We start from the raw sequence: 23601 nt of genomic DNA on the forward strand, positions 1-23601 counted from the left end.
TGCCCGTTGTGGTGGCATGACTGCGACGACCGATCCGGCCACCGACCGGGGCACCGCCGTGCACCGGCTCCTGTTGCGTCTCGCCGGACAGGCACCGGACGACCTGGTCAGCGCGGCCCGGCAGTGGCTCGCGGCGGGCCAGCTCGCCGAGGTGGCCCAGGCGCTGGCGTTCACCTGCCTGACCGGGCGGGTCCGGGTCACCGGGGCCGAGGCGGAACTGCTCGCCGGGATCCTCGGCGAGGACGGCGGCGTCGAGGCCGGGCTGCTCCCGGGTGAGCCGGAGCAGCAGGTGGCGTACGGGATGGCCCCGGTCGGCCCGCAGGTGCTGGCCGTGCCCGGGGTCCGGGTCCCGTACAGCCTGGACCTGACCGCAGGCGGGGAGGAGTTCGGCGGGCCCGACGACCTCGACCGGGCCGCCGTGGCCGCCGTGGCCGGGCAACCGGGGTCGGCGGGACTGTGGCGGTCCTGGCGCTACCCCGCCGTCGACGCGCGGTATCCGCCTGCGAAGCGGCTCTACCTCGTGCAGGCCGCAGAGCCGGTCGCCCTCGCGGCCCGGGTCGGCTCCGCTTTGGAGGCCGCCGGTGAGCAGCATCCGCTGGTCGAGGTCTTCGCCGACCCGGCGGAGCTGCCGCCGTACCAGCGGCGGGCGCTGGCCTACTCGGCCCTGCTCTGGGCGGCCCGCCCCGCAGAGCCGCTGCGGATGGCCGCGCCGCCCGACCCCGCCGCCCCGCCCGAGGCGCTCACCGACGACGAGGCGGAACGGGTCGCGGCGTACCTGGGGGCGGGCGTGCCGCTGCTGACCAGCCCGCAACGGTCGGCGGACGTCTTCGCCCCGGACTCCGACGACGCCGGGGTGCCGACGGGGCTCCGGGGCGACGGGCGGTGGCTGTGGTCGGAGGCGGTCACCTACTACACCGACCAGTACGGCCTCGCCCCCGATCCGGGCCTGCTCGCGGAGATCCGGGCCGCCGGCTACACCGCGCCGCCGGTCGACGCGGTGGCGGTGCACCGCTCGCTGTCGTTCCTGTTCGCCGCGATGTGCGACGCGGACCGGATCGGGTTGAACCAACCGGGTGGACCCCCCGTTGTGGGGGCATGACCGTGCCGTCGGCGTTGCACCGGGTGCTGCTGCGGGTCGCCGGGCACGCCCCCGAGCCGCTGCTGGCCGCCGCCCGCCGGTGGCTGGCCGCGGGCGAGGTGACCGAGGTGGCCCGGGCGCTGGCCTTCGCCGCCCTGGCCCGGCAGGTCCGCCTGACCGACGCCGACGCGCGGCTGCTCACCGGCGCGCTCACCGCCACCGGTTTCCCGGACGACCTGCTCGCCGACGTGCCCCGGTGCGAGCGGGACGACCCGCCGCCCTACGCCCTGACCCCGGCGCGTCCCGCCGGCGGGCGCGCGGAGCCGGCCGGCGAAGCCGGACCGGACCCGGTCGACCGGGCTGCGGTCGCCGCCGTCGACGGCAGCGCCGAACCCGTCGGACTGTGGCGGGCCTGGCGGCGCCCGGCCACGGCGACGGCGTACCCGCCGGCCAGGCGCGTCTACCTGGCGCAGGCCCGCGCCGGCGCGGTCGCGCTCGCCGCGCGTATCCAGGCCGCGCTGGTGGCGGCCGGCGAGCACGACCCGCTGGTCGAGGTCTTCGCAGACGTCGCCGACCTGTCGTCCTACCAGCGCCACGCGCTGAGGCGGGCCGTCCTGCTCTGGGCCGCCCGCCCGGCCGAGCCGGTGCGGATCGCGGCGACCTTCGACGCCCTCGACGCCGCCGGGATCCCGACGTTCGGCGCTGACCGGCCCCGGCTGTCGGCGGTCGAGGCCGACCGGGTCGCCGGGTACCTGGCCGCCGGGTTCTGCCTGGTCGCCAGCCCGGTGCGGGTGCCCGACGTCATCGAGCCGACCCGGGAGGTGCCGACGGACCTGCGCGGCGACGGCCGGTGGATCTGGTCGGCCGCCGCCGGGCACTACCTGACCCGGTACCGGGTCGCCCCGGACCCGGGGCTGCTGGCCGCGATCCGGGCGGCCGACTACACCATGCCCGACGTGGACGCGGTGGCGGTGCACCGGGCGCGGGCGGCGCTGGCCGGGGCCGTCGGAGGGCCGGGCGACCCCGCGTCCCCCCGGCGGGCGGGCGGCGGGGAGGCCGGCGATGAGTGACCCGTCCGAGACCGTCCACGCGGTTCTCGTCGGCGACGTGCTCCTCGTCCACGGCGAGGCCGAGCCGTTCGCCGCCCTCACCGGCGTCGCCGCCCGCCTGCCGGCCGACCCGGACCGGACCCCGGTGCTCTGCTCGTCGGCCGTCTCGGAGCGGCCGGACCTGTTCGGTCTCCTCGCCGACCTGCTGCCCCGCCATCTCGGCGGTTCGGCTTCCGGCTTCCGGCTGGTCCCGCTCGGCCGCTACGCCGACCCCGGCGCGGTGCCCGACCTGGCGGCGGGGCTCGCCACGGATCTCGGGATCGACGGGTCGGTGCCGCTGGACGCCCCGGCCGTGTCCACCCGGGCCGTCCCGGCGGCGCTGCGGTGGATCCGCGCCGACGGCGGGCCGGCCCGGCCGGAGAACCCGCCCGCGGCCTGGCGCGCCCCGCTGCCGGACCCGCCGAGGCCGGTCGACGACCCTGGTCCATCCCGGCCGGTCGACGAGCCCACGCCGCCCCGGCCGGGCGACGACCCGGGGCCGGCCTCGCCGGGGATGCCCGAGGGCTGGCGGGTGACCCGGGCCGGCGACGGGTACACCTGGCTGCCGGTCCTGCCGACGTCCGACCCGGAACCCGCCCGCCCCGGCCCGCCCCGGCCCACCGCCGCGACCGGCAGACCACCGCTCCCGCCGGCCGCCGCCGGGCCGCCGCCGGGCCGGGCGATCCCGGGCGGCTGGTCCTTCCTGGACGCCGAGGAGCCCCGCCGGTCCGACCCGGAGCCCCTCGACGCGTTCCTGGTAGAGGTGGCGATCGGGGCCGGCGGTTTCCGCGTCGGCGGGCGTCCGGTGCCGCCCGGGGTGCTCGCCGGCCACCTGGCCGCGGTGTGGCGCGACGGGCGGCCCGTGGCGCTTCGCGGCAGCATGCCCTACCCCGCCGTGGCCGGGATGCTGTTCGGGGCCCTCGCCGACGCACTCGCCCGCCCGGTGGTCGCCAGCGACGCCCGGGTCGAGGTCACCGCGACGGGCCTGCTCACCACCCCGGGCACCTTCCGCCGGTGGCATCCCCGGGGCCCCGCCGGTGCCGCCCGGCTGGTGAGCGACCTCGGTCCCGTCCTGCCCCCGCGCGCCAGCACCGCGCGGTCCGTCTCACCGGCCCCGCCCGAACCCGCGCCGTCCGGCACGCCTGCGCCGGAGCCCGCGCCGTCGCCGCCGAGCCCGGCCGACCCCGCGCCACCCGCGGCGACCGCTGTCGCGTCGGTGCTCGCGGTCGGCCGGTCCGCGTCGGCCGTCGATGCGGCGCTCGTGCCGCCGGACGTCGCGCGACGGTGGCGAGGGCTCCGGGCCCCCGGCCTCGACCTGCTGCGGATCGACCCGGCACCGGCCGGCCCGCCCGAGCCGGCGTCGGCCCCGCCGGCGGACCCGCCCCCGGCGGGCGTCGTGCCGGAACCGCCGGCGCCGAGCCCGCCGGCGGGACCGCCGGAGCCGCCCCGCGCGGTGGGCGCGTCGGGTACCCCCCGCGCGGTGGCCGCGTCGGGATCGGGCGCGGCGGCGGGACCGGCGGCACCGGCCCCGTCCGGTGCGGCAGTCGCCACCGCGCCGCCGGCCCGCGCCGGCGAGCCCGCCTCGGGGCGGCCGGTCGCCCCGCCGACCGGCCCGGCCCGGGTTCCGCTGCCGTGGCGGCCCGACGGGCGTACGCTCGCCGCCGAAGACCGGGCGGCGCTGCGCCGGATCCTCGCCGGCCGGTACGACTCGCACACCCAGGTGGTGACCCGGACCCTGGCGGAGGAGCCGGGGCTGCGGGTGGCGGCGACGGGCGCCCCGGACCTGCCGGCCGGCCTGGTCGCCGTCCGCGCCTACTGCGCGGGCGAGCGGGAGACGGTGAACGCGGCCCTGCGCGACGGCACCGGACCCGACCCGGCCGCCGACCCGGCGCTGCTGGCCCGCTGGATCGCCTACGGGCTGCGCCGCCTGCCAGCGGTCTTCGGCCCGGTCTTCCGCGCGGCGACCGCACTGCCCGAGCCCGGGTACCGGCCCGGCACGCTCCTGGTCGAGCCGGCCTTCCTCGACGTCGACCCGGTGCCCCCCGTCGTCCCCGACGGCGGAGCCGAGCTGGTGATCTGGTCCACCGGGGCCCGCCGGCTCGGCGGCCTCGCCGTGGCCGGCCCCGCCCCGCGCGGCGGCCCGCCCGGCACGCGGGCCGCCCCCCGCGCCGACGGCGCGTCCGGCCCCGCCGTCTTCCCCGCCGGGACCTGCTTCGAGGTGCTCGCCCTGGAGCCGTCCGGCGTCCGGGACTCCCAGCGGGTCTTCCTCCGGGAACTGCCGCCCGGCCGGGCGGCCTCCGGCGGCGAACAGACCCTGGTCCGGCTGCGGGCGGCCGCCGGGGCCGGGGCCCGGGCGACGGCCACGACGGCGCCGCTGGCCGTGGCACCCGGCTTCGACGCGGCCGGGCGGCTGTTCGCCCTCCCCGACGACGCCGGGCGGGACGACCGGCGGGGCGTGGTCGCGCCCCCCGACGGACCGCCGGGGCGGGCCCAACCGACAGGACGAGAGGGTGGTGAGGGGTGAACGGTACGGTGATGGCGGTCTCCCAGACGGAGCCGGGCTGCCAGTCGACGATCGCGGGCGCGTTGGCCGTCGCACCGGCCGGCGCCACCGTCGTCGTGCAGCCGGGGCACTACCGCGAGCAGATCCAGCTCGGCGGCGACGTCACGCTGATCGCCGAGGAGGGGCCGGGCACGGTGACCATCGACGGCGGCGAGGGCGTCGCGCTCTTCGTCGGCGGGGGATCGGTGACGCTGCACGGCATCGAGCTGGTCGGCGGCGCGGGGCAGCTCCCGACGGTCCAGGTCCGCGGCGGGCGGCTGGAGCTCACCCGGTGCGCCGTGCGGGCCGGCGGCATCGTCGCGGTGCACGTGCCCGGCGGCGAACTGGCCATGCGGGACGGTCGGGTCGGCAACCCCGGCGGCGCCGGTCTCCTCTTCGAACGTGCCGGCACGGGACAGGTCACCCGGACCGCGATTGCCGGCATCGGCACGGTGGCCGTCGCCATCACCGGCGGTGACCCGGTCCTGCGCGAGTGCACCCTCACCGACGTCCGCGGTAGCGGGGTGCTGTGCACCGCCGGCGGACGGGGGCTGCTGGAACAGTGCGTGATCAGCGCCGTCGACGGCCCGGGGCTGGTCGTCGAGGACGGCGCGGTGCGACTGGTCGACACCCGGATCGCGGACACCGCCGGCCATCCGGTGCTGGTGACCGGGGGCGGCCCGGAGCTGACCGGCTGCGAGATCCACGCGGCGACCGGCCCGGCGGTGCTGGTCGACGGGCACGCCGACCCGACGCTGCGCGACTGCGTCGTGGCCGTCGGGAGCGGGCACGGCATCAGCGTCCAGGCCACCGCCACCGGCACCTATCGCGGGCTCCGCGTCGAGGTGACGACCGGCGCGGCCCTGGTGGCCACCGGCACGGCGGCTCCCCGGATCGAGGGCGGCACGTTGACCGCCACCGACGGGGCGGGTCTCGTCTTCGCCGGGGCGGCGACCGGCAGCGTCCACGGGGTGACGGTCGCCGGGGCCCGTTCCGGGCTCCTGGCCCGGGGCAACTCCCGGCCCGAGGTCGAGGACCTCACCGTCACCGGGCCGGCCGAGGACGGGCTGCGGGTCGCCGAGGAGGCCCGGGTCAGCGTCCGGCGGGGCGAGGTGACGGGGGCCGGCACGGCCGGCGCGGCGGTCACCGGCGGCGAACTGGTCCTGGACGGCGTGACGCTGCGCGACTGTGCGAGCGGGCTGGTCGTGGCGGCCGGGCGGCTGCGGGCGGCCGGCATGGACGTGCTCGGCAGCCGGGGTGCCGGGCTCACCGCGCAGCGCGGGGCGGCCGTGCACCTGCGGCGCAGCCGGGTGCGGGGCAGCGGCGGGCCGGGGGTGCGGTTCGCCGGGGACTCGCAGGGCGAGCTGACCGGGTGCGAGGTGTTCGGCAACGCCGGGGCCGGGGTGCTGGTCGAGACGCGCCAGCCGGTGCGGCTGGTCCGTACGGAACTGCGCGGCAACGAGGGAGGGCCGGTGCGTACCACGGTCGCCGACGCCGCCGTGGAAATCGTCGGCGGCGACGGCGGCACGCCGCCGGTCGACCCGGCCGGGCCCGCCGACGGGGCCGGGCCGGGCCGGGAACGCTCGCCGCAGCCGCCGGTACGCGACGACCCGCCGGCACCGGCGTCCACCGGCGCGGCGGCGGCACCGGCCCCGCCGTCGGCGCCCGCCGCCGACGACCCGGTCGCGCCGCTGCTGGCCCAACTGGACGCGCTGGTCGGCCTCGCCGGGGTGAAACGGGAGGTGGCGACGCTGGTCGGGCTGCACCGGATCAGCCAGCGCCGGGCGGCGGCCGGGCTGCCCGCGCCGCCGATGTCCCGGCACATGATCTTCGCGGGCGCGCCGGGCACCGGGAAGACGACCGTCGCCCGGCTCTACGGCCAGATCCTGGCCGCCCTCGGCGTGCTGCCCGGCGGGCAACTCGTCGAGGTGGCCCGCGCCGACCTGGTCGCCGAACACATCGGCGGCACGGCCGTGAAGACCACCGAGCGGTTCCGGGAGGCCATCGGCGGCGTGCTCTTCGTCGACGAGGCGTACACCCTGGCCCCGGTCGACGGCGGCGGCTCGGGGCACGACTTCGGCCGGGAGGCGATCGACACGCTGGTCAAGCTGATGGAGGACCACCGCGACGAGGTGGTGGTGATCGTCGCCGGGTACTCGGCGCAGATGCGCACGTTCCTGGCGGCGAACCCGGGGCTGGCCTCCCGGTTCTCCAAGACCGTCGAGTTCGAGAGCTACAGCACCCCGGAGCTGGTGCAGATCGTCGAGCGCCTGTGCAGCAGCCACCACTACGCCCTGGAGTACGACACCCGCCTGGCCCTGGAGACGTTGTTCGAGGCGATGCCGCGCACCGGCTCGTTCGGCAACGCCCGGGTGGCCCGGCAGACCTTCGAGGAGATGGTCAGCCGGCAGGCGTTCCGGCTGTCGGGCAGCGGCGCCGCGTCCGGGGTGGAGCTGGCGCAGCTGCTGCCGCAGGATCTCGGCGAGGTGGGCACGGGCCCGGCAGACGACGAGCCACCCGCGGCCGCCGTGGACGCCCTGCTGGCCCGGCTGCACGCCATGGTCGGCCTGGACGCGGTGAAGCAGGAGGTGGCCGAGCTGATCGACCTGCTGGCCGCCGTCCGGACCCGGGTCCGGGCCGGCCTGCCGGCCCCGTCGGTCTCCCGGCACCTCGTCTTCTCCGGCCCGCCCGGCACGGGCAAGACCACGGTGGCCCGCCTCTACGGGCAGCTGCTGACCGCGCTGGGCGTGCTGCGCGGCGGGCAACTGGTCGAGGTGGCCCGCGCCGACCTGGTCGGCGAGTACGTCGGGCACACCGCGCAGCGCACCCGGGAGGCGTTCGAGCGGGCCCGGGGCGGGGTGCTGTTCATCGACGAGGCGTACACGCTGGCCCCGCCCGACGCCCGCAACGACTTCGGCCGGGAAGCGATCGACACGCTGGTCAAGCTGATGGAGGACCACCGCGACGAGGTGGTGGTGATCGTCGCCGGGTACGAGGCGGAGATCGAGCAGTTCCTCGCCGCGAACGCCGGCCTGGCGTCCCGCTTCTCGCGGCGGATCCACTTCGCCCCGTACACGGCCGACGAGCTGGTCGCCATCTTCGAGGGCATCGCGCGGGCCGGCGGCTACGACTGCCCCGGGGACACCCTGACGGCCCTGCGCCGGCACTTCGAGCAGGTGCCCCACGGCCGGGCCTTCGGCAACGGCCGGTACGCCCGCCAGGTCCTCGACGAGGCGGTGACCCGGCAGGCGGGCCGGCTGCGCGGACTGACCGGCCCGACCGTGGCGGACCTGCGTACGCTGCGCGCCGAGGACGTCACCCCCGTGACGGCCGCCCATGTCTAGCCGGTGGCGGACGCCGTGACCGCCGCGCCACGGGTGCGGCGGTCCGGCCGCGCCCACGGGACCCGGCCCCGCCGCCCGCCACCGGGCGACAGCAGCGAAGGGCCGTCGGCGGGCTACCCGTATGCTCTCCTGAGTCGCCGTGTGACCGATTGTCCGAATGCGCCTGCGCAGCCGGTCACGCGGACGGTGAGTGTGCTGGGGAGGCGCCGGGTGGCAGGTCTTTCTCGCGTGCCGGACGCGGAAGCGCCGGGCGGGGCCGGCATCGAGGTGGTCGCAGGCGACACCCGGGTCGACGACCGGGCTTCGTCTCCGGCTGACGTCGAGGCCACGTCGTCGGCGGCGCACCTCCCGCCCGACGCGCGGCTGCGGGCGCTGCACGACGCCCACGCCGATCCGCTGTTCCGCTTCCTGCTGCGGCTGGCCCTCGGTGAGCGGCAACTCGCCGAGGACCTGCTCCAGGAGACGATGGTCCGGGCCTGGCGCAACATCGACAACCTCGCCGTCGACCCGGAGACGCAGCGGCGCTGGCTGTTCACCGTGGCGCGCCGGGTCGCCATCGACGTGGCGCGGGCCCGACAGGCCCGCCCGGCCGAGGTCGGCTCGCTGGACCTCAACCGGATGCCGGCGACCGGCGACGTGGCCGAGGGCGTGGTGACCACCCAGACCATCCGGGACGCGTTGCCGAAGATCAGCGTCGAGCACCGCCGGGTCGTGGAGGCCGTCTACTTCCGGGGGCTGTCCACCGCCGAGATCGCGGCCGCGTTCGGCATCGCCGAGGGCACGGTCAAGTCCCGCGCCTACTACGCCCTGCGCGCGTTGCGCGCCGTCATCGGTACGGTCGACGGTGCGTGAGGCGTCCGCCGCCACCGCGATGGCATACGATTGCGGCGGCAGAACCGCGAGGCGCTGCCTCCCCGAGCAGAGCTGACGGACCATGACCGACCTCCGAAGCGACAGCGACGCCCCCGGTCCGGTGGCCCACGCCCCACTGGAGTTGTGCGCCCCCTACCTGTGGGGTGACCTCGACCCGCAGGGCGAACAGGACTTCGAACGCCACCTCGGGACGTGCTCCCTCTGCCTGGACGAGTGCGACCGGCTGGGCCCGCTGGTGACCGCGTTCTCCGGGCTCACCAGCGACGAGGCCGCCGAGCTGCTCGCGGTCGGTTCCGCGCCCGCCCCGGCCGAGGAGCCGGCCCCGCCCGCCGTGGCCCGCGCCGACCAGGAGCCCGCCGCCGGCCCCGACCCCACCCGTGCCGGCGAGCCCGCCGCCGGCCCCGCTTCCGCCCGCGCCGCCGGCCCCGACTCCACCCCGCCCGCCGGGCCGACCGTCGAGCCGGATCCCGCCGGGGGCACGGGTCGGAGCCGGCCGGGCCGCCGCCCGGCGGGCGCCACCGGTCCGGCGGGGCGGGGCCCGGCCGGACACGCCCCCGACCTGGCCCGGCGTGGCCGCCGGCTGTGGTTCGTCGCCGGTGGGCTCGCCGTGGTCGCGGCGGTGTCCCTCGGCGTCTCCCTCGGCCAGCGCTACGCCGGGCGGGCGCCCGAGGCCGGCCCGGCCACCGTCAACCCGGTCAACGCGGGCGTGACGGTGGAGGGAGTCGGCGCCACCGCGCGGCTCTCCGTCACCGTCTCGGCCCGCGCCGACCGGCCCGGCGCGGTTGCCGACGTGCGGGCCACCGTGGTCGGCCTGACCGCCGGGGTCGAATACCGCCTCTACGCGGTCGCCGCCGACACCCGGACCCACCAGGTGGCGCGGTGGACGGCGACGGCCGGGACGCAGGAGGTCACCGGCGAGATCGCCGTCCCCGTCGACACCCTGGCGTTCTTCGCCGTCGCCGACGCCGACGGCACGGCCGTGGTGTCGGCGCGCCTCGGCGCCCCCCGCTAGCCGCGCACCTTCGTCCACTTCTGGTTGGCCCCGCCGCTGCACGTGGCCAGCTGCAGGCCGGTGCCGTTGGCGGTGGACCAGTCCCGCACCTCGACGCACCTGCCGACGACCGAGTTGACCAGGTCACCGGAGGGGTTGACCCAGAACTTCTGGGCCCAGCCGCCGTTGCAGGTCGCGAGCTGGACCCGGGTGCCGTCGGCCGTGGCGGCGTTCGCCAGGTCCATGCAGAGCTTGCCCATCCGGACGGTCCCGTCGCCGCCGAACGTCCACTTCTGCCGGGTCGAGCTGCCGCAGCCCCAGAGCACGAGCTGCTGGCCGTCGGCGGCCGTGGGCGCGTGCACGCACTTCCCGCCGTACCCTTTGATCTGGTAGCTGGTCGCCGCGGGCGCTGCGGTGGTCGCCCGGGGGGTCGTCGGGGTGGGGCGGGGGGCCGCGGCCGTGGTCCTGGTCGTCGCGGCGGCCGGGCGGGACGCGTCGCCGCCCGCGGCGGGCCTGCGGGTGGGCAGGGCCAGCGCCGGCCCGGTGGGGGCGGCCGGCGCGACGGTGGGACGCGGCGACGGACGGCCGCCCAGGCGCGGGTCCTGGGCGTAGAAGGCGGCGTAGGCGAGCACCCGGCCGGCGTGCTGCTCCACCGTGGACAGGTTCGGTGCGCCGCCGGCCTGCACCCCCGGGCCCCACTGGAAGGTGGCCAGCGCGATCGGGTACGGGTCGGCGGCGAGCCCGGCGAGGTCGGTGGTGAGGGCACACATCGTCCGGGCGAGGGTGGGGATCGCCGCCGCCGGCTCCCACGGCGACTGCCCGGCGGTGGCGTACCGGCTCCAGAGCGTGGGGAGGAACTGGGCGATGCCCTGGGCCCCGTTCGCGCCGAGCAGGTGCGGGTTGAACCCCGACGCCGCCATCAGCTGGCCGGCGATCTTCGCCGCCGTCACCGCCGGACAGACCTTGCCGGCGGCGAGGATCAGCTCCAGGTGCTCCTGGGGGATGGCGCGCGGCGCGCTGCCGGCGGCCGGTGCCGGCTGGGCGGCGGTCGGCGGGCCGCCGGCGGCGTCGCGGTCGAAGTCGGGCTGCCGGGAATACCACGCGGTGTATCCGACGACGGTGCGCACGTACGGGGCCGCCGCGTCGGGGATGCGCCGGTCGGCCTGCACGACGGAGAACCCCGAGTGGTGGGCGGCGAGGGCCAGCTCCCACGCGTCGCCGTCGATGTCGCCGTGCCGGAGCTGCCCGACGAGGTCGCACATGTGGTGGGCGAGCGCGACGATGTTCGCCGCGACGTCCAGCCGGGGCGCGTCGGGCCAGGGACGCCAGCGCTGCCAGAGCTCGTCGCTCAGGCCGGCGACCCCGGAGCCGCCGTTGTCGGTGCGCGCCTCGGGGTCGAAGCCCGACGCGGCCATGAGCTGACCGGCCAGGCGCGGGGCGGTGAGCGTCGGGCAGGAGAGCGCGGCCTGGGCGATCATCTGTGCCTGGTCGGCGGGGACCGGCCTGCCCTCGCGCACCGTCTCGGCGGTGGCCGTGCCGAAGCCGGCGCTCGCCGCGAAGCCGGCCAGCACGGCGAGGGCCAGCACGAGGACGCCGGCGGCGATCCGGGTGACCAGCGGCGGGCCGGGGAGCCGGGGCATCCGACGCCGCAACGCACCGACGAGCCGTCCCAGGCGCTGGCGGTGGGGCTTGGAGGTCAGTGGCACCGTGGCGCTCCTCGGCAGGCTGCGGATTCGACCCCTCAACGGGCTGAACCGGTCGACGGTTCAGTCAGATCAGGAAGGAGTTTGCCCGCAGGGCCGGTACGCGGCAACCGCGCTGGTGGAACGGGGTGACCGGCCTCGGGCGCGCCCCGGACGGCCGAGGTCATCCCGACCGCGCCCCGAATCCGGCCGGTGCCGCATCCACCGTCGAGTGAGTACGGTTGCGCGACGGGCACAGGCATCGGGGCGCCCCGCCGGGCCGGCAACGGCCGGCGGGGCGGCGATCCGGGGAGGGAGCGAGGATGACGCGGCGCAGAGCGCTGGTGGTGCGGGGCGGGTGGGAGGGACACGAGCCGGTCCGGGCGACGGAGTTGTTCCTTCCGTTCCTCGAACGCAGCGGCTACGCGGTGCGGATCGAGGAGTCGACGGACGTCTACGCCGACGCCGCCGAGATGGCCGGCACCGACCTCGTGGTGCAGTGCGTGACGATGTCGCAGATCACCCCGGAGCAGGTGGCGGGCCTGTGCGCGGCGGTCGTCGCCGGGACCGGGTTCACCGGCTGGCACGGCGGCATCGTGGACTCGTTCCGGATGTCGTCCGACTATCTGCACCTGGTCGGCGGCCAGTTCGCGACCCATCCGGGCAAGGAGCCGTGCGAGCGCCGCGGTGGGGCGGAGGACAACTTCCTGCCGCACACCGTACGCGTCACCGACCTGGGGCGGCAGCATCCGATCACCGCGGGGATTCCGGACATCGAGCTGGTCACCGAGCAGTACTGGGTGCTGCACGACGACCTCATCGAGGTGCTGGCCACCACCACCCACCCGGCGCAGCCGTGGCAGCCGTGGCACCGGCCGGTCACCTCGCCGGCGATCTGGACCCGGCAGTGGGGCGCCGGGCGCGTCGTCGTGACGACCCCGGGGCACAGCCTCGACGTGCTGGAGCACCCGAGCATCCGTACCGTCATCGAGAGGGGGATGGTGTGGGCGACCCGCACCGCGTCGGCGTAGTAGGGCTCGGGGTCATCTCCCGCGCCTACCTGGACACGCTCGCGAACCACCCGGCGGTGGACATCGTGGCGGTGGCCGACCTCGACGCCTCCCGGTCCGCCGCGACCGCCGCCGGGCTTCCCGGAGCCGAGGCGGTGAGCGTCGAGCGCCTGCTCGACCGCCCCGACGTGCAGACGGTGCTCAACCTCACGATCCCCGCGGCGCACGCCGAGATCTCGCTCGGCGCGATCGATGCGGGCAAGCACGTGTACGTCGAGAAGCCGCTCGCCGCCACGCTGCCGGACGGCCGTGCGACCGTCGAGCGGGCCGCGGCGGCCGGCGTCCGCGTCGGGTGCGCGCCGGACACCGTCCTGGGCACGGGCACGCAGACGGCGCGCGCCACCATCGACGGGGGGCTCATCGGCCGCCCCCTGTCCGCGTCGGCCGTCATGGTCACCCCGGGGCACGAGCGCTGGCATCCCCACCCCGACTTCTACTACGCCCCGGGCGGGGGGCCGCTGCTGGACATGGGGCCCTACTACATCTCGGCGCTCGTCCACCTGCTCGGGCCGGTCCGCGCGGTGCACGGAGCCGCCAGCCGGCTGCGCCCCGAGCGCGTCATCGGCTCGGGCCCGCGCCTCGGCCAGCGGGTTCCGGTGCTGGTGGACACCCACGTCACCGGCGTGCTCGAACACGCCGACGGCGCCCTGTCCACCCTCACCACGAGCTTCGACGGCGTCGCGACGACGGCCGCGCCGATCGAGGTGCACGGGGAGACCGGCACGCTCGCCGTGCCCGATCCGAACTACTTCGACGGCGAGGTCCGGCTGTTCGCGCTCGGCGGCACCGAATGGCAGGTCGTGCCGCCGGGGGCCGGCTACGTCGACGGTTCCCGGGGCGTCGGCCTGATCGACGCCGTCACCGCCGGCGGCCGACGTCCGCCGCGGGCCGGCGGCGACGTGGCGCTGCACGTGCTCGACACGATGACCGCCCTGCTGCGCTCGGCGGCCGAGGGCCGGCGGATCGAGCTGACCACGGCCGTGGAGCGGCCCCCGCTCGTGCCGCTCACCCCGGCCGAACAGTGGAGGGCATACCGGGCGTGACGCCGCTGGCGAGGCCGGGACGCGCTGTCAGCGGTTCTGTCGTTCGATGCCGCGCCGGACGAGGCCGTGGATGCCGGGGAGGGTGATCGCCCGGATCGTGACGTCGTTCATCCAGACGTGGAACCGGCTCGGTGGCGCGTACTGGTACATGCCGCGGCGGGCGAGCGCCTGCCGCTTGACGATCTCGGGGCGTAGGCCGGTCTCCCATTCCGCGAGGGCGGACGGGACGTCGTGGCCGTGTCGTCGCAGGGCGGCGCCGAGCTGGTCGGCGCCGGCGAGTGCCAGGGCCGCGCCGTGTCCGGCGAAGAGCGTGACGCACCAGGCCGCGTCGCCGAGGAGCGCGACGCGGCCGATGCTCCACCGTGGCGCGTCTACCTGGCTGACCCGGTCGAAGTAGGCGCTGCTCGGGTCGGTCTCCACGTGGCGGATCGCCTCGGGTACGCCCCCTGCCAGGTCACCGAATGCCGCGCGGAGCGCGTCCACCGGTCCGCGTGTCAGCTCCCGGCCCGGGTCGGCGCAGCGGTAGGTGAAGAAGGCCGAGGAGCGGTGCGGGCCCAGGTTGACGATCGCCGCCGTGCGTCCGGGGCCGATGAAGGTCGTGGCGGACGACTCGGGCACCTCCGCCGGCGGCTGGGGGAGCGGGAACGCGGCCACCACGTACGGCAGGTCGACCCGGTGATCCGGGCCGAACAACGCCGTGCGGGTCGCGGAGTGCACGCCGTCGGCGCCGACGAGCAGGTCGGCGTTCTCGGTGGTGCCGTCGCTGAAGCTGATCTTCACCCGGCCGGCGTCCTGGTTGATCGTGGCGATCGTGGTGCCGAAGCGGATCTCGGCGTGGTCGCGTACCGCTTCGTACAGCGCATTCTCGAGGTCGCCCCGGAACACCGTCATGGTCCGGGGGCCGAGCGCGGCCGCGGCGACGGCCGAGGGCACCGTGAGCTTCGGCCGCCCGTCCGCTCGGACCAGCACTGTCGTGAACAGGCCCAGCGCGCGATCGGACAGCGCCGGGACCAGGCCGAGCCGCTCGGCGGCGTCGTAGCCCGCGCCGAGCAGGTTCACCAGGTATCCACCGCTGCGCCGGGCCGGGGCGCGTTCCACGACGAGCGGGTGCCACCCGTCCTGTGCCAGCCGTCGGGCCGTGGCGAGACCGGCGATGCCGGCGCCCACGATCACCGCTCGTTTCATCCGCACTCCCGAGGTTGGAATGAGCAACTGCTCAAACAGTATGAGCGTCTGCTCATTCGGATGCAATACGCGTAGACTTCGGGCATGCCACGCGGAGTCCCCATCGTCGAACCCCGGCAGCACCTGTTCGCCGCCGCGGAACGCGTGATCGCCGCCAGCGGCCCCGGCGAGCTCACCAGCCGGGCCGTCACCCGCGAGGCCGGCGTCGCCACGGGGCTGCTGTTCGCCCACTTCGCGAACTTCGACGACTTCCTGGTCGGCTACGCGGTCGACCGGAGCTTCCAGATCGCCGGCGCCGCCACCGGCCTCACCGGACGCGCCGGCACGAGCACGGTCGCCGGGAACCTCAGCGAGACGGTCCTGGCGACCCCGTTGCTCACCGTCCTCGCCGTCACCCGCCTGATCGCCTGTCGGCCGACGCTGGCCGCGAGGACCGAAGCGGTGCTGGGCGCCGGCACCGCCGCACTGCGCCCACTACACCGGGCGGTCGTCGAATACCTGGCCGCCGAACGACGACTCGGGCGGATACCGGCGGGTGCCGACGCCGAGGCGCTGACCCTGGCGGTGGTCGGCGTCCTCCACCACGTCGCCCTCACCGACGGAACCGACCCGGCGGCGGAGAGCCGCATCCGCCGCGCGATGACCGCGCTGATCGACGGTTCCCGAGCCGTCACCTCGTGACCGGATCCGCGCGCGACGAGCCACCCGCCGGCTCGGCCGGCCGGGCGAGGCGACGGGCGGAGGGCGCGGCCACCGCGGCAGCGACTAACCTGCCGGTCATGGCGACTGCCGAACTGGACGAGTTGATCGTCGCGGACGCGGACGCGCTGCGCGCGTGGCTGTCGGTCCACCACGCCACGTCGCCCGGCGTCTGGCTCGCCCTGACCCGCAAGGGCGGCACCGTCACGACGCTGACCTGGCAGCAGGCGGTCGACGAGGCCCTGTGCTTCGGCTGGATCGACGGGCAGGCCCGCAAGCGGGACGAGGAGACCTCCTGGATCCGGTTCACCCCGCGCCGGCCCCGCAGCGTCTGGTCGCAGCGCAACGTCGCCCACGTGGCCCGGCTGGAGGCGGACGGGCGGATGCTGCCCCCGGGCCGCGCGGCGGTGGAGGCCGCCAAGGCCGACGGGCGGTGGACGGCCGCCTACGCCCCGTCGTCGGAGGCCGAGGTGCCGGCCGACCTCCTCGCCGCCATCGCCGCCGACCCCGCCGCCCAGGCCATGTTCGACGTGCTCACCAGGACCAACCGGTTCGCTCTCGTCTACCGCCTCAACGCCGTCAAGCGAGCGGAGACCCGCGAGCGGAAGATCGCCGAGTTCGTCGCGATGCTGGCCCGTCACGAGACGATCCACCCGCAGAAGTCCAGGCCGCTGAATCCGCCGTGACCGGTCCGCCCGTGGCGGGGCCGAGCCCGGCCCGACAACCCCGGTGCGGTGGGCGACCGGAGTCGTGTTGACTCGGGCGGTGGATCGTCAACGGCTCAGCAGCATCGCGCACTCGCGCCACCCGATCGCGGCCCCGATCTTCGGGGTCAACGTCAACCGGCTCCTGCGCCGGGCGGGCCGGCAACCGACGGCCCGCGTCCTCGACCTCGGCTGTGGCGAGGCGGCCTGGGCGCTGCAGGCCCTCGCCCACCATCCGGACGGGCACGCGGACGGCGTGGACGTCAGCGCGTACGCCCTCGAACGCGCCGCCGGCGCCGCCGAGGCGCGCGGCCTTGCGGACCGGCTCACCCTGCACCGGCGCGACGCCCGGACGTACGTGCCCGACGGCGACTACGACCTGGTGCTGTGCGTCGGCTCGACCCACGCGTTCGGCGGGTTCGACGGGACGCTGGAGCTGGCCGGCCGGCACGTGAACGCCGGCGGCGTCCTCCTGGTCGGCGAGGGGTTCTGGCAGGTCCCGCCGACCCCGCAGGCGCTGGCGGCGCTCGGCGTGAAGCCCGAGGAGTTCACCGACCTCGCCGGCCTGGTCGACACCGCCGAGCGGGCCGGCTGGACGCCGACGTACGCCCACGTCAGCGACGCCGCCGAGTGGGACGACTACGAATGGTCGTGGATCGGCTCGCTCACGGAGTGGGCGCTGGACAACCCCGGCCACCCGGACGCGGCCGAGGCGCTCACCGCCGCCCGGGAGCACCGCGACCAGTGGTTGCGCGGATACCGCCACGTGCTGGGTTTCGTGACGCTGGTGCTGCGCCGCGGCGGGCGGTGAGCACCGCGCCCGCCCTGCGGCCGGCCCGGCGACCCGACAGGCGCCGCCCCGCTCCGCTACCGCCCGGCGACGGGACGGCGGTGACCGGAGGCCGCCGGCTCGGCGATCGGCAGCCGGATGGTGAAGGTGCTGCCCCGGCCGAGGACGCTCTCGAGGCCGATCGTGCCGCCGTGGGCCTCGGCGAGCTTGCGGGCGATCGACAGGCCGAGCCCGCTGCCCCCGGTGCTGCGGGCCCGCGAGTCGTCGGCCCGCCAGAACCGGTCGAAGACCTTGGCCTGGTCGGCGGGCGCGATGCCGGTCCCGGTGTCGGACACGGCGATGGCGACCTGGTCGTCGCGCACCGCGCAGCGCACGGTGACCGAGCCGCCGGCGGGGGTGTGCCGGACCGCGTTGGCGACGACGTTGCCGACGAGCTGCCGCAGCCGGGCGCCGTCGACCGGCAGCTCCGGGTCGGCGAGCAGCTCGGTGCCCAGCCGCACCCCGGCGGCCTCGGCGGCGCCCCGGTGCGCCTCGACGACCTGCTCCAGCAGGTCCGCCACGAAGTGCGGCTCGCGGTGGATGCGCAGGTCACCGGCGTCGGCGGCGGCCAGGTCCCGCAGGTCGTCGATGATGTGCTGCAACAGCAGCGCCTCGTCGAGCAGCAGGCTGAGCAGTTGCGCGTCGGGCTGGGCGAGGCCGTCCTGGGCGGCCTCCAGCCAGCTGCGGATGTTGGTCAGCGGCGTACGCAGCTCGTGCGCCACGTCGCTGACCATGCTCTTGCGCAGCGCCTCGGTCTGTTCCCGCCGGGCGGCGAGGTCGTTGAGGGCGGTGGCGAGCAGGCCGATCTCGTCGCGGGTGGTCACGGGGACCCGGGCCTGTTCGTCCATCGGTCGTCGGGTGGCGTCGGTCAGCGCCCGCAGCGGCCGGACCAGCCGCCGCCCGACCAGGACGGTGATCAGCACGGTGGCGGCCAGCACCGTTCCCGTCACCTGGGCGATGCGGATCGCGTTGTCCCGGGACAGGTTGAACACCGGTTCGGCGGTGCCCTGTGCCTCGTCGGTCACGAAGAGCAGGGCCGGCGGGGCCACGTACGACCTGAGCTGGGCGAGCCGCGCCTTCTGCAGGCAGGCGTCGGTCTGCCGGTCGACGCGGGCGTCGCCGCTCGGGGTCGCGGTGCGGTCCGCCCTGATCGCGACCCGGTCGGGCAGCCCCGCCTCGCGCAGGCAGGTCTTCGTCGCGGTCCTCAGCTGCGCGATCCCCTTGGCCTCGCTCGGCAGCGGCTCGGCCAGCTCGGTCGGCAGGCAGAAGCCGGCGACGTCGCGCACGTCCGGCCCGATCACCTGCACCGACGCCCGCCCGCCCGGGCCGACGACGACCTTGCCGTCCAGCGTGGACTCGCCGCGGATGCAGCCGAGCCACCGGGAGGCCAGCGCCCGGCTGAAGGCACTCTCCTGCGCGGTCAACACGTACGGCCCGAGCGCGCGCGGGTCGATCCGCTCGGTCCCGCCGGTCAGGCCCAGGTCCACCTGCAACGGGTCGACGGTCGCCGACGGCCGCGCCGCGTGCAGCGACGGGCCCTGCGGCGCGGTGTCGGCGATGACCTGCCGGTCGGGGGTCATCAGGGTGATCCGCCGTTCGAGCTTGCCGGCCCGCTCGGCGAGCACGGGGGCCACCTGCGACCAGTCCCGGTGGGTGGCGGCGTAGCCCACCATCGTGTCGTAGATGCTCTTGTCGTCGGCGAGCGAGCGGCCCTGCTCCTGCCGGATCGCCCGGGTCGTCGACTGCACGGCCAGCCACGTCGTCGCCAGGATCGCGCAGACCGCCACCAGCAGGGAGGTGGCCAGCAGCCGCACCACCAGACTGCGGTGCGGCGGCACCCGCCGCCGCCTCACGGCGCCCCGGGGCTGAGCTTGTAGCCGACGCCGTAGACGGTCAGCAGTTGCTGGGGCCGGCGGGGGTTCAGCTCGATCTTGCGGCGCAGGTTCATCACGTGTACGTCGATGGTGCGCTCGGTCGACTCCCGCTCGACGCCCCGGGTGTGTTCCAGCAGTTGGCCGCGGGTGAACACCCGTCCCGGCTGGCGGGTCATCGCGGCCAGGATCGCGAACTCGCCGGCGGTGCAGTCGACCGGGACGCCACCGGCGGTCACGGTGTGCCGTGGCTCGTCGACGGTGAGCCGCCCGACCCGGTGCACGGGGGAGTCCTGCCCCGTCGTCCGGACGCGCCGCAGCAGCGTCCGGATCCGGGCCACCAGTTCCCGGGGGCTGAACGGCTTGGTCATGTAGTCGTCGGCGCCCAGGTCCAGGCCGCGCAGGAGGTCGTCCTCGCTCGACCGGGCGGTCAGCATCAGCATCAGCACGTCCGACTCCTGCCGGAGGATGCGGCAGACCTGCATGCCGTCCAGCCCCGGCAGCATCACGTCGAGCACGAGCAGGTCGAACGGCTGCTGCCGGGCCTGCCGCAGCGCCGCCTCGCCGTCGTACACGACCGTCGCCTCGTGTCCCTCCGCGGCCAGGTAGCGGCGCAGCGCCTCGGCCTGCCGCCGGTCGTCCTCCGCGAGCATCACCTGTGCGCACATGGTGGGGACTATAGGTCAGGCGCCAGGCCCCGAACCGGCTGCGAACTCGGCCGCGACGCGGGTCGCACCGCGCCCGGGCAGCCCAGGGGCGGTGCGCCGCGCGGCGCGGCGGCGGTGCGGAAAAGGTCACGCCCGGGCCTGACAGGATCCTGATATTCCCGGGCCACGATCGCGCCATGCCACTGCCCCGGACGGTGCCACCGTCGGACACCGAAACCCAGGTCATCCCGGTCGTCGGCGCGGAACCGCCGCCGCGCCGCCGACGCCTGCCGAGGCTGGTGGCGCCCGCCGTCGTCCTCGCGGTGCTGGCCGTCACGGCGGGTGTCGTCTGGTCCGGCCGGGACAGCGGACGACCGCCGGCCGTCGACGAACCCGCCGGGGTGCGCAGCGTCGCGCTGGTGCGGCAGGACATGTCGATGGCGCAGTCGCTGCCGGGCACCCTCGGCTACGGCGCCGCCCGGGTGCTCAAGGGCGGCAAGGACGGCACGGTGACGTGGCTGCCCGCGCCGGGGGCGTCGGTCCGGCGCGGCCAGCAGCTCTACCGCGTCGACGACCGGCCGGTGCCGTTGTTCTACGGCGGGATGCCGCTGTACCGCCCGCTGCGTGACCTCGGCACGGTCGGCCGGGACGTGCGGATCGTCGCCGACAACCTCGACGCCCTCGGCTACGAGATCGGCGACCAGCCGAGGCCCGGCACCCGGCTGGTCCCGTCGCCGGCTCCGTCGCCGACCGCGTCCCGGCCGGCGGTGACGGTGGGCCGGGGCGAGGGCGTCCTGACGGCCGCGCTGCGCGCGGCCGTCAAGCGCTGGCAGAACGACCTGGGGGTCCCGGCGACCGGCGCGGTCGAGCCCGGGGACGTGGCGGTGCTCGTCGGCGGGGTCCGGGTCGACTCGGTCGCCGCCCAGCCCGGGGACAGCGCGAACTCCCCGCTGATGTCGGTCACGCAGACCGCGAAGGTGGTCACCGTGCAGATGGACGTCGGTGACGCCGCCTCGGTCGAGCCGGGCGACGTGGTGGACGTGCGGCTGCCCGACGAGAGCGCCGTCGGCGGCAAGGTCGCCGCCGTCGGCCAGGCCGTGCAGGCCGCGGCGGGCGACGACCCGACGGGCGGCGGCCCGGCCAAGGTCACCGTGACGGTCACCCTGGACAAGTCCGCCGCCGTCGCCAAGATCAGTTTTGCCGACGTGCAGGTCGACTTCGTCGCCGAGACCCACGAGGACGTCCTCGTCGCGCCGGTCGGCGCGCTGCTGGCGCTCGCCGAGGGCGGCTACGCCGTCCAGGTCGAGGGCGGCGGCCTGGTCGCGGTCGAGACCGGCATGTTCGCCAAGGGCCTCGTCGAGATCAGCGGAGACGGGCTCGCCCCGGGCACGCGGGTGGTGACCACCTCGTGAGCACCGTCCTGTCCGCGCGCGACGTCAGCAGGCGCTACCCGGGCGGGGTCGACGCGCTGCGCGGGATCTGCCTCGACATCGCCGAAGGCGAGCTGCTCGCCATCGTCGGGCCGTCCGGCTCCGGCAAGTCGACCCTGCTCCACCTCATGGGCACCCTCGACCGGCCCACCTCCGGCACCATCCGGATCGCGGGGCAGGACGTCGCCGCGCTCTCCGACCGTCAGCTCTCCGCCCTGCGGGGCCGCTGGCTCGGCTTCGTCTTCCAGCAGTTCCACCTCGCCGAGGGCCTCACCGCCGCCGAGAACGTGGCCACCGGCCTGCTGTACGCCGGTGTCCCGCGCAGGCGTCGCCGGGCGCTCGCGCTCGACGCCCTCGACCGGGTCGGCCTCGCCCACCGGGTGGGCCACCGCCCGGCCCAGCTCTCCGGTGGCGAACGCCAGCGGGTCGCCATCGCCCGGGCCATCGTCAACGGACCCGCCCTGGTGCTGGCCGACGAGCCCACCGGCGCCCTCGACACCGGCACCGGGCACGCCGTCCTGCGCCTGCTGCGCAGACTCAACGAGGAGGGCACCACCATCGCCGTCATCACCCACGACAACGAGATCGCCGCCAGCCTGCCCCGCCGCGTCGAGATCCGCGACGGCCGGCTCGTGCGGGACACGGCGGCCGTCCGATGATCCGCCCCGTCCGCCTCTCCCCGCTCGACCTGCTCGACGTCGGGTTGCTCGGCATCCGTACCCGCAGGATGCGGGCCGCGTTCTCGGCCCTGGGCATCGCGATCGGCATCGCCACCACGGTCCTGGTCACCGGCGTCCCCGCCGCCAGCCAGGCGGCGCTGCTGCGCGAACTGTCCGCCCTGGGCACCAACAGCCTCCAGGTCATGGCGCAGCCCAACACGGACTCGCCACCGCAGCTGCCCGAGGAGTCCGTGGCGATGGTGCAGCGCATCGGCCCGGTCACGGTCGCGAGCGCGGTCGCCAACACCCACGCGCTGGTGCGCCGCAACGACCGCACCGACGCCCGCGACGGCTCCGGCCTGACCGTGCTCGCCGCCCGCCTCGACCTGCCGCGGGCCATCAACGCCACGGTGCGTTCCGGGCGCTGGCTCGACCCCGTCACCGAGCGGTTCCCGACCGTGGTGCTCGGCTCGGTCGCCGCCACCCGGCTCGGGTTCGCGGACCTGCCCGCCACCGGCGGCCCGGCGCCGATGGTGATCATCGGCGACCGGTGGTTCACCGTCGTCGGCATCCTCGCCGCCACGCCGCTCTCCCCCGACATCGACCGCTCGGTCCTGGTCGGCTGGGAGGCGGCCCGCAGCCAGCTCCGCTTCGACGGCCATCCCACCGTCATCTACGTCCAGTGCCGAGAGTCGGCGATCGAGACCGTCCGCGCGGTCCTGCCCGCCACCGTCTCGCCGGTGCAGCCCGGGCAGGTCGTGGTGACCCGCCCGTCGGACGCCCTCGCCGCGAAGCGGGCCACCGAGGGCGCCTTCTCCGCCCTGCTCCTCGGCCTCGCCGCGGTCGCGCTGCTCGTCGGCGGCATCGGGGTGGCGAACACGATGGTGATCGCCGTGTGGGAACGCCGCACCGAGATCGGCCTGCGTCGGGCGCTGGGCGCGCACCGGGGCCAGATCCGCGCCCAGTTCCTCACCGAGTCGGCCGCGCTGGCCGCCCTCGGCGGTGTCGCCGGGACCCTGGTCGGCCTGGCCGCCACCGCCGCGTACGCGGTCCACCAGGGCTGGCCGGTCGTGGTCCCGCTGCCGGCGACGCTCGCGGGGCTCGGCGGCGCCGTCGTGGTCGGCGTCGTCGCCGGGGTCTACCCGTCGATCAGGGCCGCCCGGCTCACGCCGACCGAGGCGCTCGCCTCGACCTGACCGTCGCGGGGAAGAAGGAGCACGCGGGGGAGGAGAGAACGTTCCGGCCGCCGCACGGGAGAACGACGGAGGCGCCACCCGATCGCGGGTGGCGCCTCCGGTTCGCGGGTCACTTGCGCTTCGCGGCGACCTCACGCTCGCATTCCGGCGAGAACCGCATGCCCTTCGAGATCGACTCCGCGTCGTTCTGTTCGCCGCCGAACGACCAGCCCGGGCCGTCGGGGTTGACCTCGACGTAGCGCACGCCCTTCTCCTTGAGGCACGCCACGACGTCCCGCGCGAAGTCCCTCGCCTCCGGGTTGGCCGGGTCGAGCTCCCACGGCGGCAGCGGCAGCAGGTTCTCGCACGCCTTGTTCGCCTTCCCGATGCGGCCCGACGTGGTGCCGCCGGCCCGTTCCCGGCGGACGTCGACGCCGTGGTCGGCCATGCACTTCTCGTACGGCCGCGCGCGCGCCTTCGCGTCCTCCTCGGTGTCGTCGAGGCGCTCGCGGGGACGCTCGGCCGCCGACGCCGACGGGGCGACGGAGGGCGTTTCGGTGCGCAGCGTGGCCACCTCCGGCGGCTCGGCGGTGTCGGTCTGGTCGGATCCGGTGTTCGAGCACCCCGTGCCACCGATCATGACGGCCAGGAGGAGCGCGGCCATCGGGTACTTCCTCATCGTGACGCCTTC

General features: G+C 76.4%; 19 protein-coding genes. 14 read left to right on the forward strand and 5 right to left on the reverse strand.

The annotated features are described in order from the left end of the window. Positions 1 to 16 precede the first annotated feature (16 nt). The 6 genes from TK50_RS13025 (at position 17) to TK50_RS13050 (ending at position 9937) form a co-directional block, all read left to right on the forward strand. A complete protein-coding gene (locus TK50_RS13025) occupies positions 17 to 1099 on the forward strand; it encodes a hypothetical protein (RefSeq protein ID WP_043962990.1) in 1083 nt (360 codons plus the stop codon). Then, positions 1096 to 2148 carry a hypothetical protein gene (locus TK50_RS32180; RefSeq protein ID WP_052503722.1) on the forward strand — a complete coding sequence of 351 codons (1053 nt, stop codon included), beginning with the start codon at positions 1096 to 1098 and terminating at the stop codon, positions 2146 to 2148. The genes TK50_RS13025 and TK50_RS32180 overlap by 4 nt, the downstream gene beginning before the upstream one ends. Beyond that, a complete protein-coding gene (locus tag TK50_RS13035) occupies positions 2141 to 4690 on the forward strand; it encodes a hypothetical protein (protein ID WP_043962991.1) in 2550 nt (849 codons plus the stop codon). The genes TK50_RS32180 and TK50_RS13035 overlap by 8 nt, the downstream gene beginning before the upstream one ends. Further along, positions 4687 to 8052 carry an AAA family ATPase gene (locus tag TK50_RS13040; RefSeq protein WP_052503723.1) on the forward strand — a complete coding sequence of 1122 codons (3366 nt, stop codon included), beginning with the start codon at positions 4687 to 4689 and terminating at the stop codon, positions 8050 to 8052. Before TK50_RS13035 ends, TK50_RS13040 begins: the two co-directional genes overlap by 4 nt. A 228-nt stretch (positions 8053 to 8280) precedes the next feature. Then, positions 8281 to 8904, forward strand: a complete 624-nt coding sequence (locus TK50_RS13045; RefSeq protein ID WP_229404488.1) for a sigma-70 family RNA polymerase sigma factor — start codon at positions 8281 to 8283, stop codon at positions 8902 to 8904. Between the two features lie 82 nt (positions 8905 to 8986). After that, the gene (locus TK50_RS13050; protein WP_043962992.1) at positions 8987 to 9937 is read left to right on the forward strand and encodes a hypothetical protein; all 951 of its coding nucleotides are present in this window, start codon (positions 8987 to 8989) and stop codon (positions 9935 to 9937) included. On the opposite strand, the gene TK50_RS32515 is transcribed toward TK50_RS13050, so the two are convergent. Continuing rightward, on the reverse strand, positions 9934 to 11622 hold the full coding sequence (locus TK50_RS32515; RefSeq protein WP_144420226.1) for a ricin-type beta-trefoil lectin domain protein: 1689 nt from the start codon (positions 11620 to 11622) through the stop codon (positions 9934 to 9936). The genes TK50_RS13050 and TK50_RS32515 overlap by 4 nt on opposite strands. Before the next feature lie 299 nt (positions 11623 to 11921). On the opposite strand from TK50_RS32515, the gene TK50_RS13060 reads away from it, so the two are divergent. Further along, on the forward strand, positions 11922 to 12629 hold the full coding sequence (locus TK50_RS13060; protein ID WP_043962993.1) for a ThuA domain-containing protein: 708 nt from the start codon (positions 11922 to 11924) through the stop codon (positions 12627 to 12629). Continuing rightward, positions 12602 to 13711 (forward strand): Gfo/Idh/MocA family protein, encoded by a 1110-nt coding sequence (locus tag TK50_RS13065; RefSeq protein WP_043962994.1) that lies wholly within the window; start codon positions 12602 to 12604, stop codon positions 13709 to 13711. Before TK50_RS13060 ends, TK50_RS13065 begins: the two co-directional genes overlap by 28 nt. Positions 13712 to 13738: 27 nt before the next feature. On the opposite strand, the gene TK50_RS13070 is transcribed toward TK50_RS13065, so the two are convergent. Continuing rightward, complete coding sequence (locus TK50_RS13070; protein ID WP_043962995.1) at positions 13739 to 14896, reverse strand: FAD-dependent oxidoreductase; 1158 nt, start codon at positions 14894 to 14896, stop codon at positions 13739 to 13741. Positions 14897 to 14980: 84 nt separating this feature from the next. Here TK50_RS13070 and TK50_RS13075 point away from each other — a divergent pair, with 84 nt between their 5' ends. The 3 genes from TK50_RS13075 to TK50_RS13085 all read left to right on the forward strand — a co-directional run bounded on the left by TK50_RS13075 (position 14981) and on the right by TK50_RS13085 (position 17110). Continuing rightward, positions 14981 to 15577 (forward strand): TetR family transcriptional regulator, encoded by a 597-nt coding sequence (locus tag TK50_RS13075; protein ID WP_043962996.1) that lies wholly within the window; start codon positions 14981 to 14983, stop codon positions 15575 to 15577. Between the two features lie 98 nt (positions 15578 to 15675). Next, positions 15676 to 16281, forward strand: coding sequence for a YdeI/OmpD-associated family protein (locus TK50_RS13080; protein ID WP_043964423.1), 606 nt, complete (start codon positions 15676 to 15678; stop codon positions 16279 to 16281). A gap of 79 nt (positions 16282 to 16360) precedes the next feature. After that, positions 16361 to 17110 (forward strand): SAM-dependent methyltransferase, encoded by a 750-nt coding sequence (locus tag TK50_RS13085; protein WP_043962997.1) that lies wholly within the window; start codon positions 16361 to 16363, stop codon positions 17108 to 17110. A gap of 56 nt (positions 17111 to 17166) precedes the next feature. On the opposite strand, the gene TK50_RS13090 is transcribed toward TK50_RS13085, so the two are convergent. Together TK50_RS13090 and TK50_RS13095 are read right to left on the reverse strand one after the other, a co-directional pair. Then, positions 17167 to 18966: a sensor histidine kinase gene (locus tag TK50_RS13090; RefSeq protein WP_052503724.1), complete on the reverse strand. Its 1800-nt coding sequence runs from the start codon at positions 18964 to 18966 to the stop codon at positions 17167 to 17169. Positions 18967 to 18977: 11 nt separating this feature from the next. Beyond that, positions 18978 to 19667 (reverse strand): response regulator transcription factor, encoded by a 690-nt coding sequence (locus TK50_RS13095; RefSeq protein ID WP_082106279.1) that lies wholly within the window; start codon positions 19665 to 19667, stop codon positions 18978 to 18980. A 176-nt stretch (positions 19668 to 19843) separates the two neighbouring features. Between TK50_RS13095 and TK50_RS34135 the strand changes: the two genes are divergently transcribed. The 3 genes from TK50_RS34135 to TK50_RS13110 are packed head-to-tail and all read left to right on the forward strand — an operon-like array spanning position 19844 to position 22931. Next, on the forward strand, positions 19844 to 21058 hold the full coding sequence (locus tag TK50_RS34135) for an efflux RND transporter periplasmic adaptor subunit (protein ID WP_052503725.1): 1215 nt from the start codon (positions 19844 to 19846) through the stop codon (positions 21056 to 21058). After that, positions 21055 to 21735 carry an ABC transporter ATP-binding protein gene (locus TK50_RS13105; protein ID WP_043963000.1) on the forward strand — a complete coding sequence of 227 codons (681 nt, stop codon included), beginning with the start codon at positions 21055 to 21057 and terminating at the stop codon, positions 21733 to 21735. Before TK50_RS34135 ends, TK50_RS13105 begins: the two co-directional genes overlap by 4 nt. Next, complete coding sequence (locus TK50_RS13110) at positions 21732 to 22931, forward strand: ABC transporter permease (protein ID WP_043963003.1); 1200 nt, start codon at positions 21732 to 21734, stop codon at positions 22929 to 22931. The genes TK50_RS13105 and TK50_RS13110 overlap by 4 nt, the downstream gene beginning before the upstream one ends. A 109-nt stretch (positions 22932 to 23040) precedes the next feature. Here TK50_RS13110 and TK50_RS13115 read toward each other — a convergent pair whose 3' ends face one another. Beyond that, positions 23041 to 23589 carry a hypothetical protein gene (locus TK50_RS13115; RefSeq protein WP_199486016.1) on the reverse strand — a complete coding sequence of 183 codons (549 nt, stop codon included), beginning with the start codon at positions 23587 to 23589 and terminating at the stop codon, positions 23041 to 23043. Positions 23590 to 23601 lie beyond the last annotated feature (12 nt).

The organism is Micromonospora haikouensis, assembly GCF_000876225.1.
Classification (GTDB): domain Bacteria; phylum Actinomycetota; class Actinomycetes; order Mycobacteriales; family Micromonosporaceae; genus Micromonospora; species Micromonospora haikouensis.

What these genes read in the sequence shown, in the direction of transcription:
- TK50_RS13095 (WP_082106279.1), bottom strand. Translation starts at nt 19,667, where the DNA reads ATGTGCGCACAGGTGATGCTCGCGGAGGACGACCGGCGGCAGGCCGAG.
- TK50_RS13075 (WP_043962996.1), top strand. Translation starts at nt 14,981, where the DNA reads ATGCCACGCGGAGTCCCCATCGTCGAACCCCGGCAGCACCTGTTCGCC.
- TK50_RS13060 (WP_043962993.1), top strand. Translation starts at nt 11,922, where the DNA reads ATGACGCGGCGCAGAGCGCTGGTGGTGCGGGGCGGGTGGGAGGGACAC.
- TK50_RS32180 (WP_052503722.1), top strand. Translation starts at nt 1,096, where the DNA reads ATGACCGTGCCGTCGGCGTTGCACCGGGTGCTGCTGCGGGTCGCCGGG.
- TK50_RS13110 (WP_043963003.1), top strand. Translation starts at nt 21,732, where the DNA reads ATGATCCGCCCCGTCCGCCTCTCCCCGCTCGACCTGCTCGACGTCGGG.
- TK50_RS13035 (WP_043962991.1), top strand. Translation starts at nt 2,141, where the DNA reads ATGAGTGACCCGTCCGAGACCGTCCACGCGGTTCTCGTCGGCGACGTG.
- TK50_RS13025 (WP_043962990.1), top strand. Translation starts at nt 17, where the DNA reads ATGACTGCGACGACCGATCCGGCCACCGACCGGGGCACCGCCGTGCAC.
- TK50_RS13050 (WP_043962992.1), top strand. Translation starts at nt 8,987, where the DNA reads ATGACCGACCTCCGAAGCGACAGCGACGCCCCCGGTCCGGTGGCCCAC.
- TK50_RS13115 (WP_199486016.1), bottom strand. Translation starts at nt 23,589, where the DNA reads ATGAGGAAGTACCCGATGGCCGCGCTCCTCCTGGCCGTCATGATCGGT.
- TK50_RS13080 (WP_043964423.1), top strand. Translation starts at nt 15,676, where the DNA reads ATGGCGACTGCCGAACTGGACGAGTTGATCGTCGCGGACGCGGACGCG.
- TK50_RS34135 (WP_052503725.1), top strand. Translation starts at nt 19,844, where the DNA reads ATGCCACTGCCCCGGACGGTGCCACCGTCGGACACCGAAACCCAGGTC.
- TK50_RS13070 (WP_043962995.1), bottom strand. Translation starts at nt 14,896, where the DNA reads ATGAAACGAGCGGTGATCGTGGGCGCCGGCATCGCCGGTCTCGCCACG.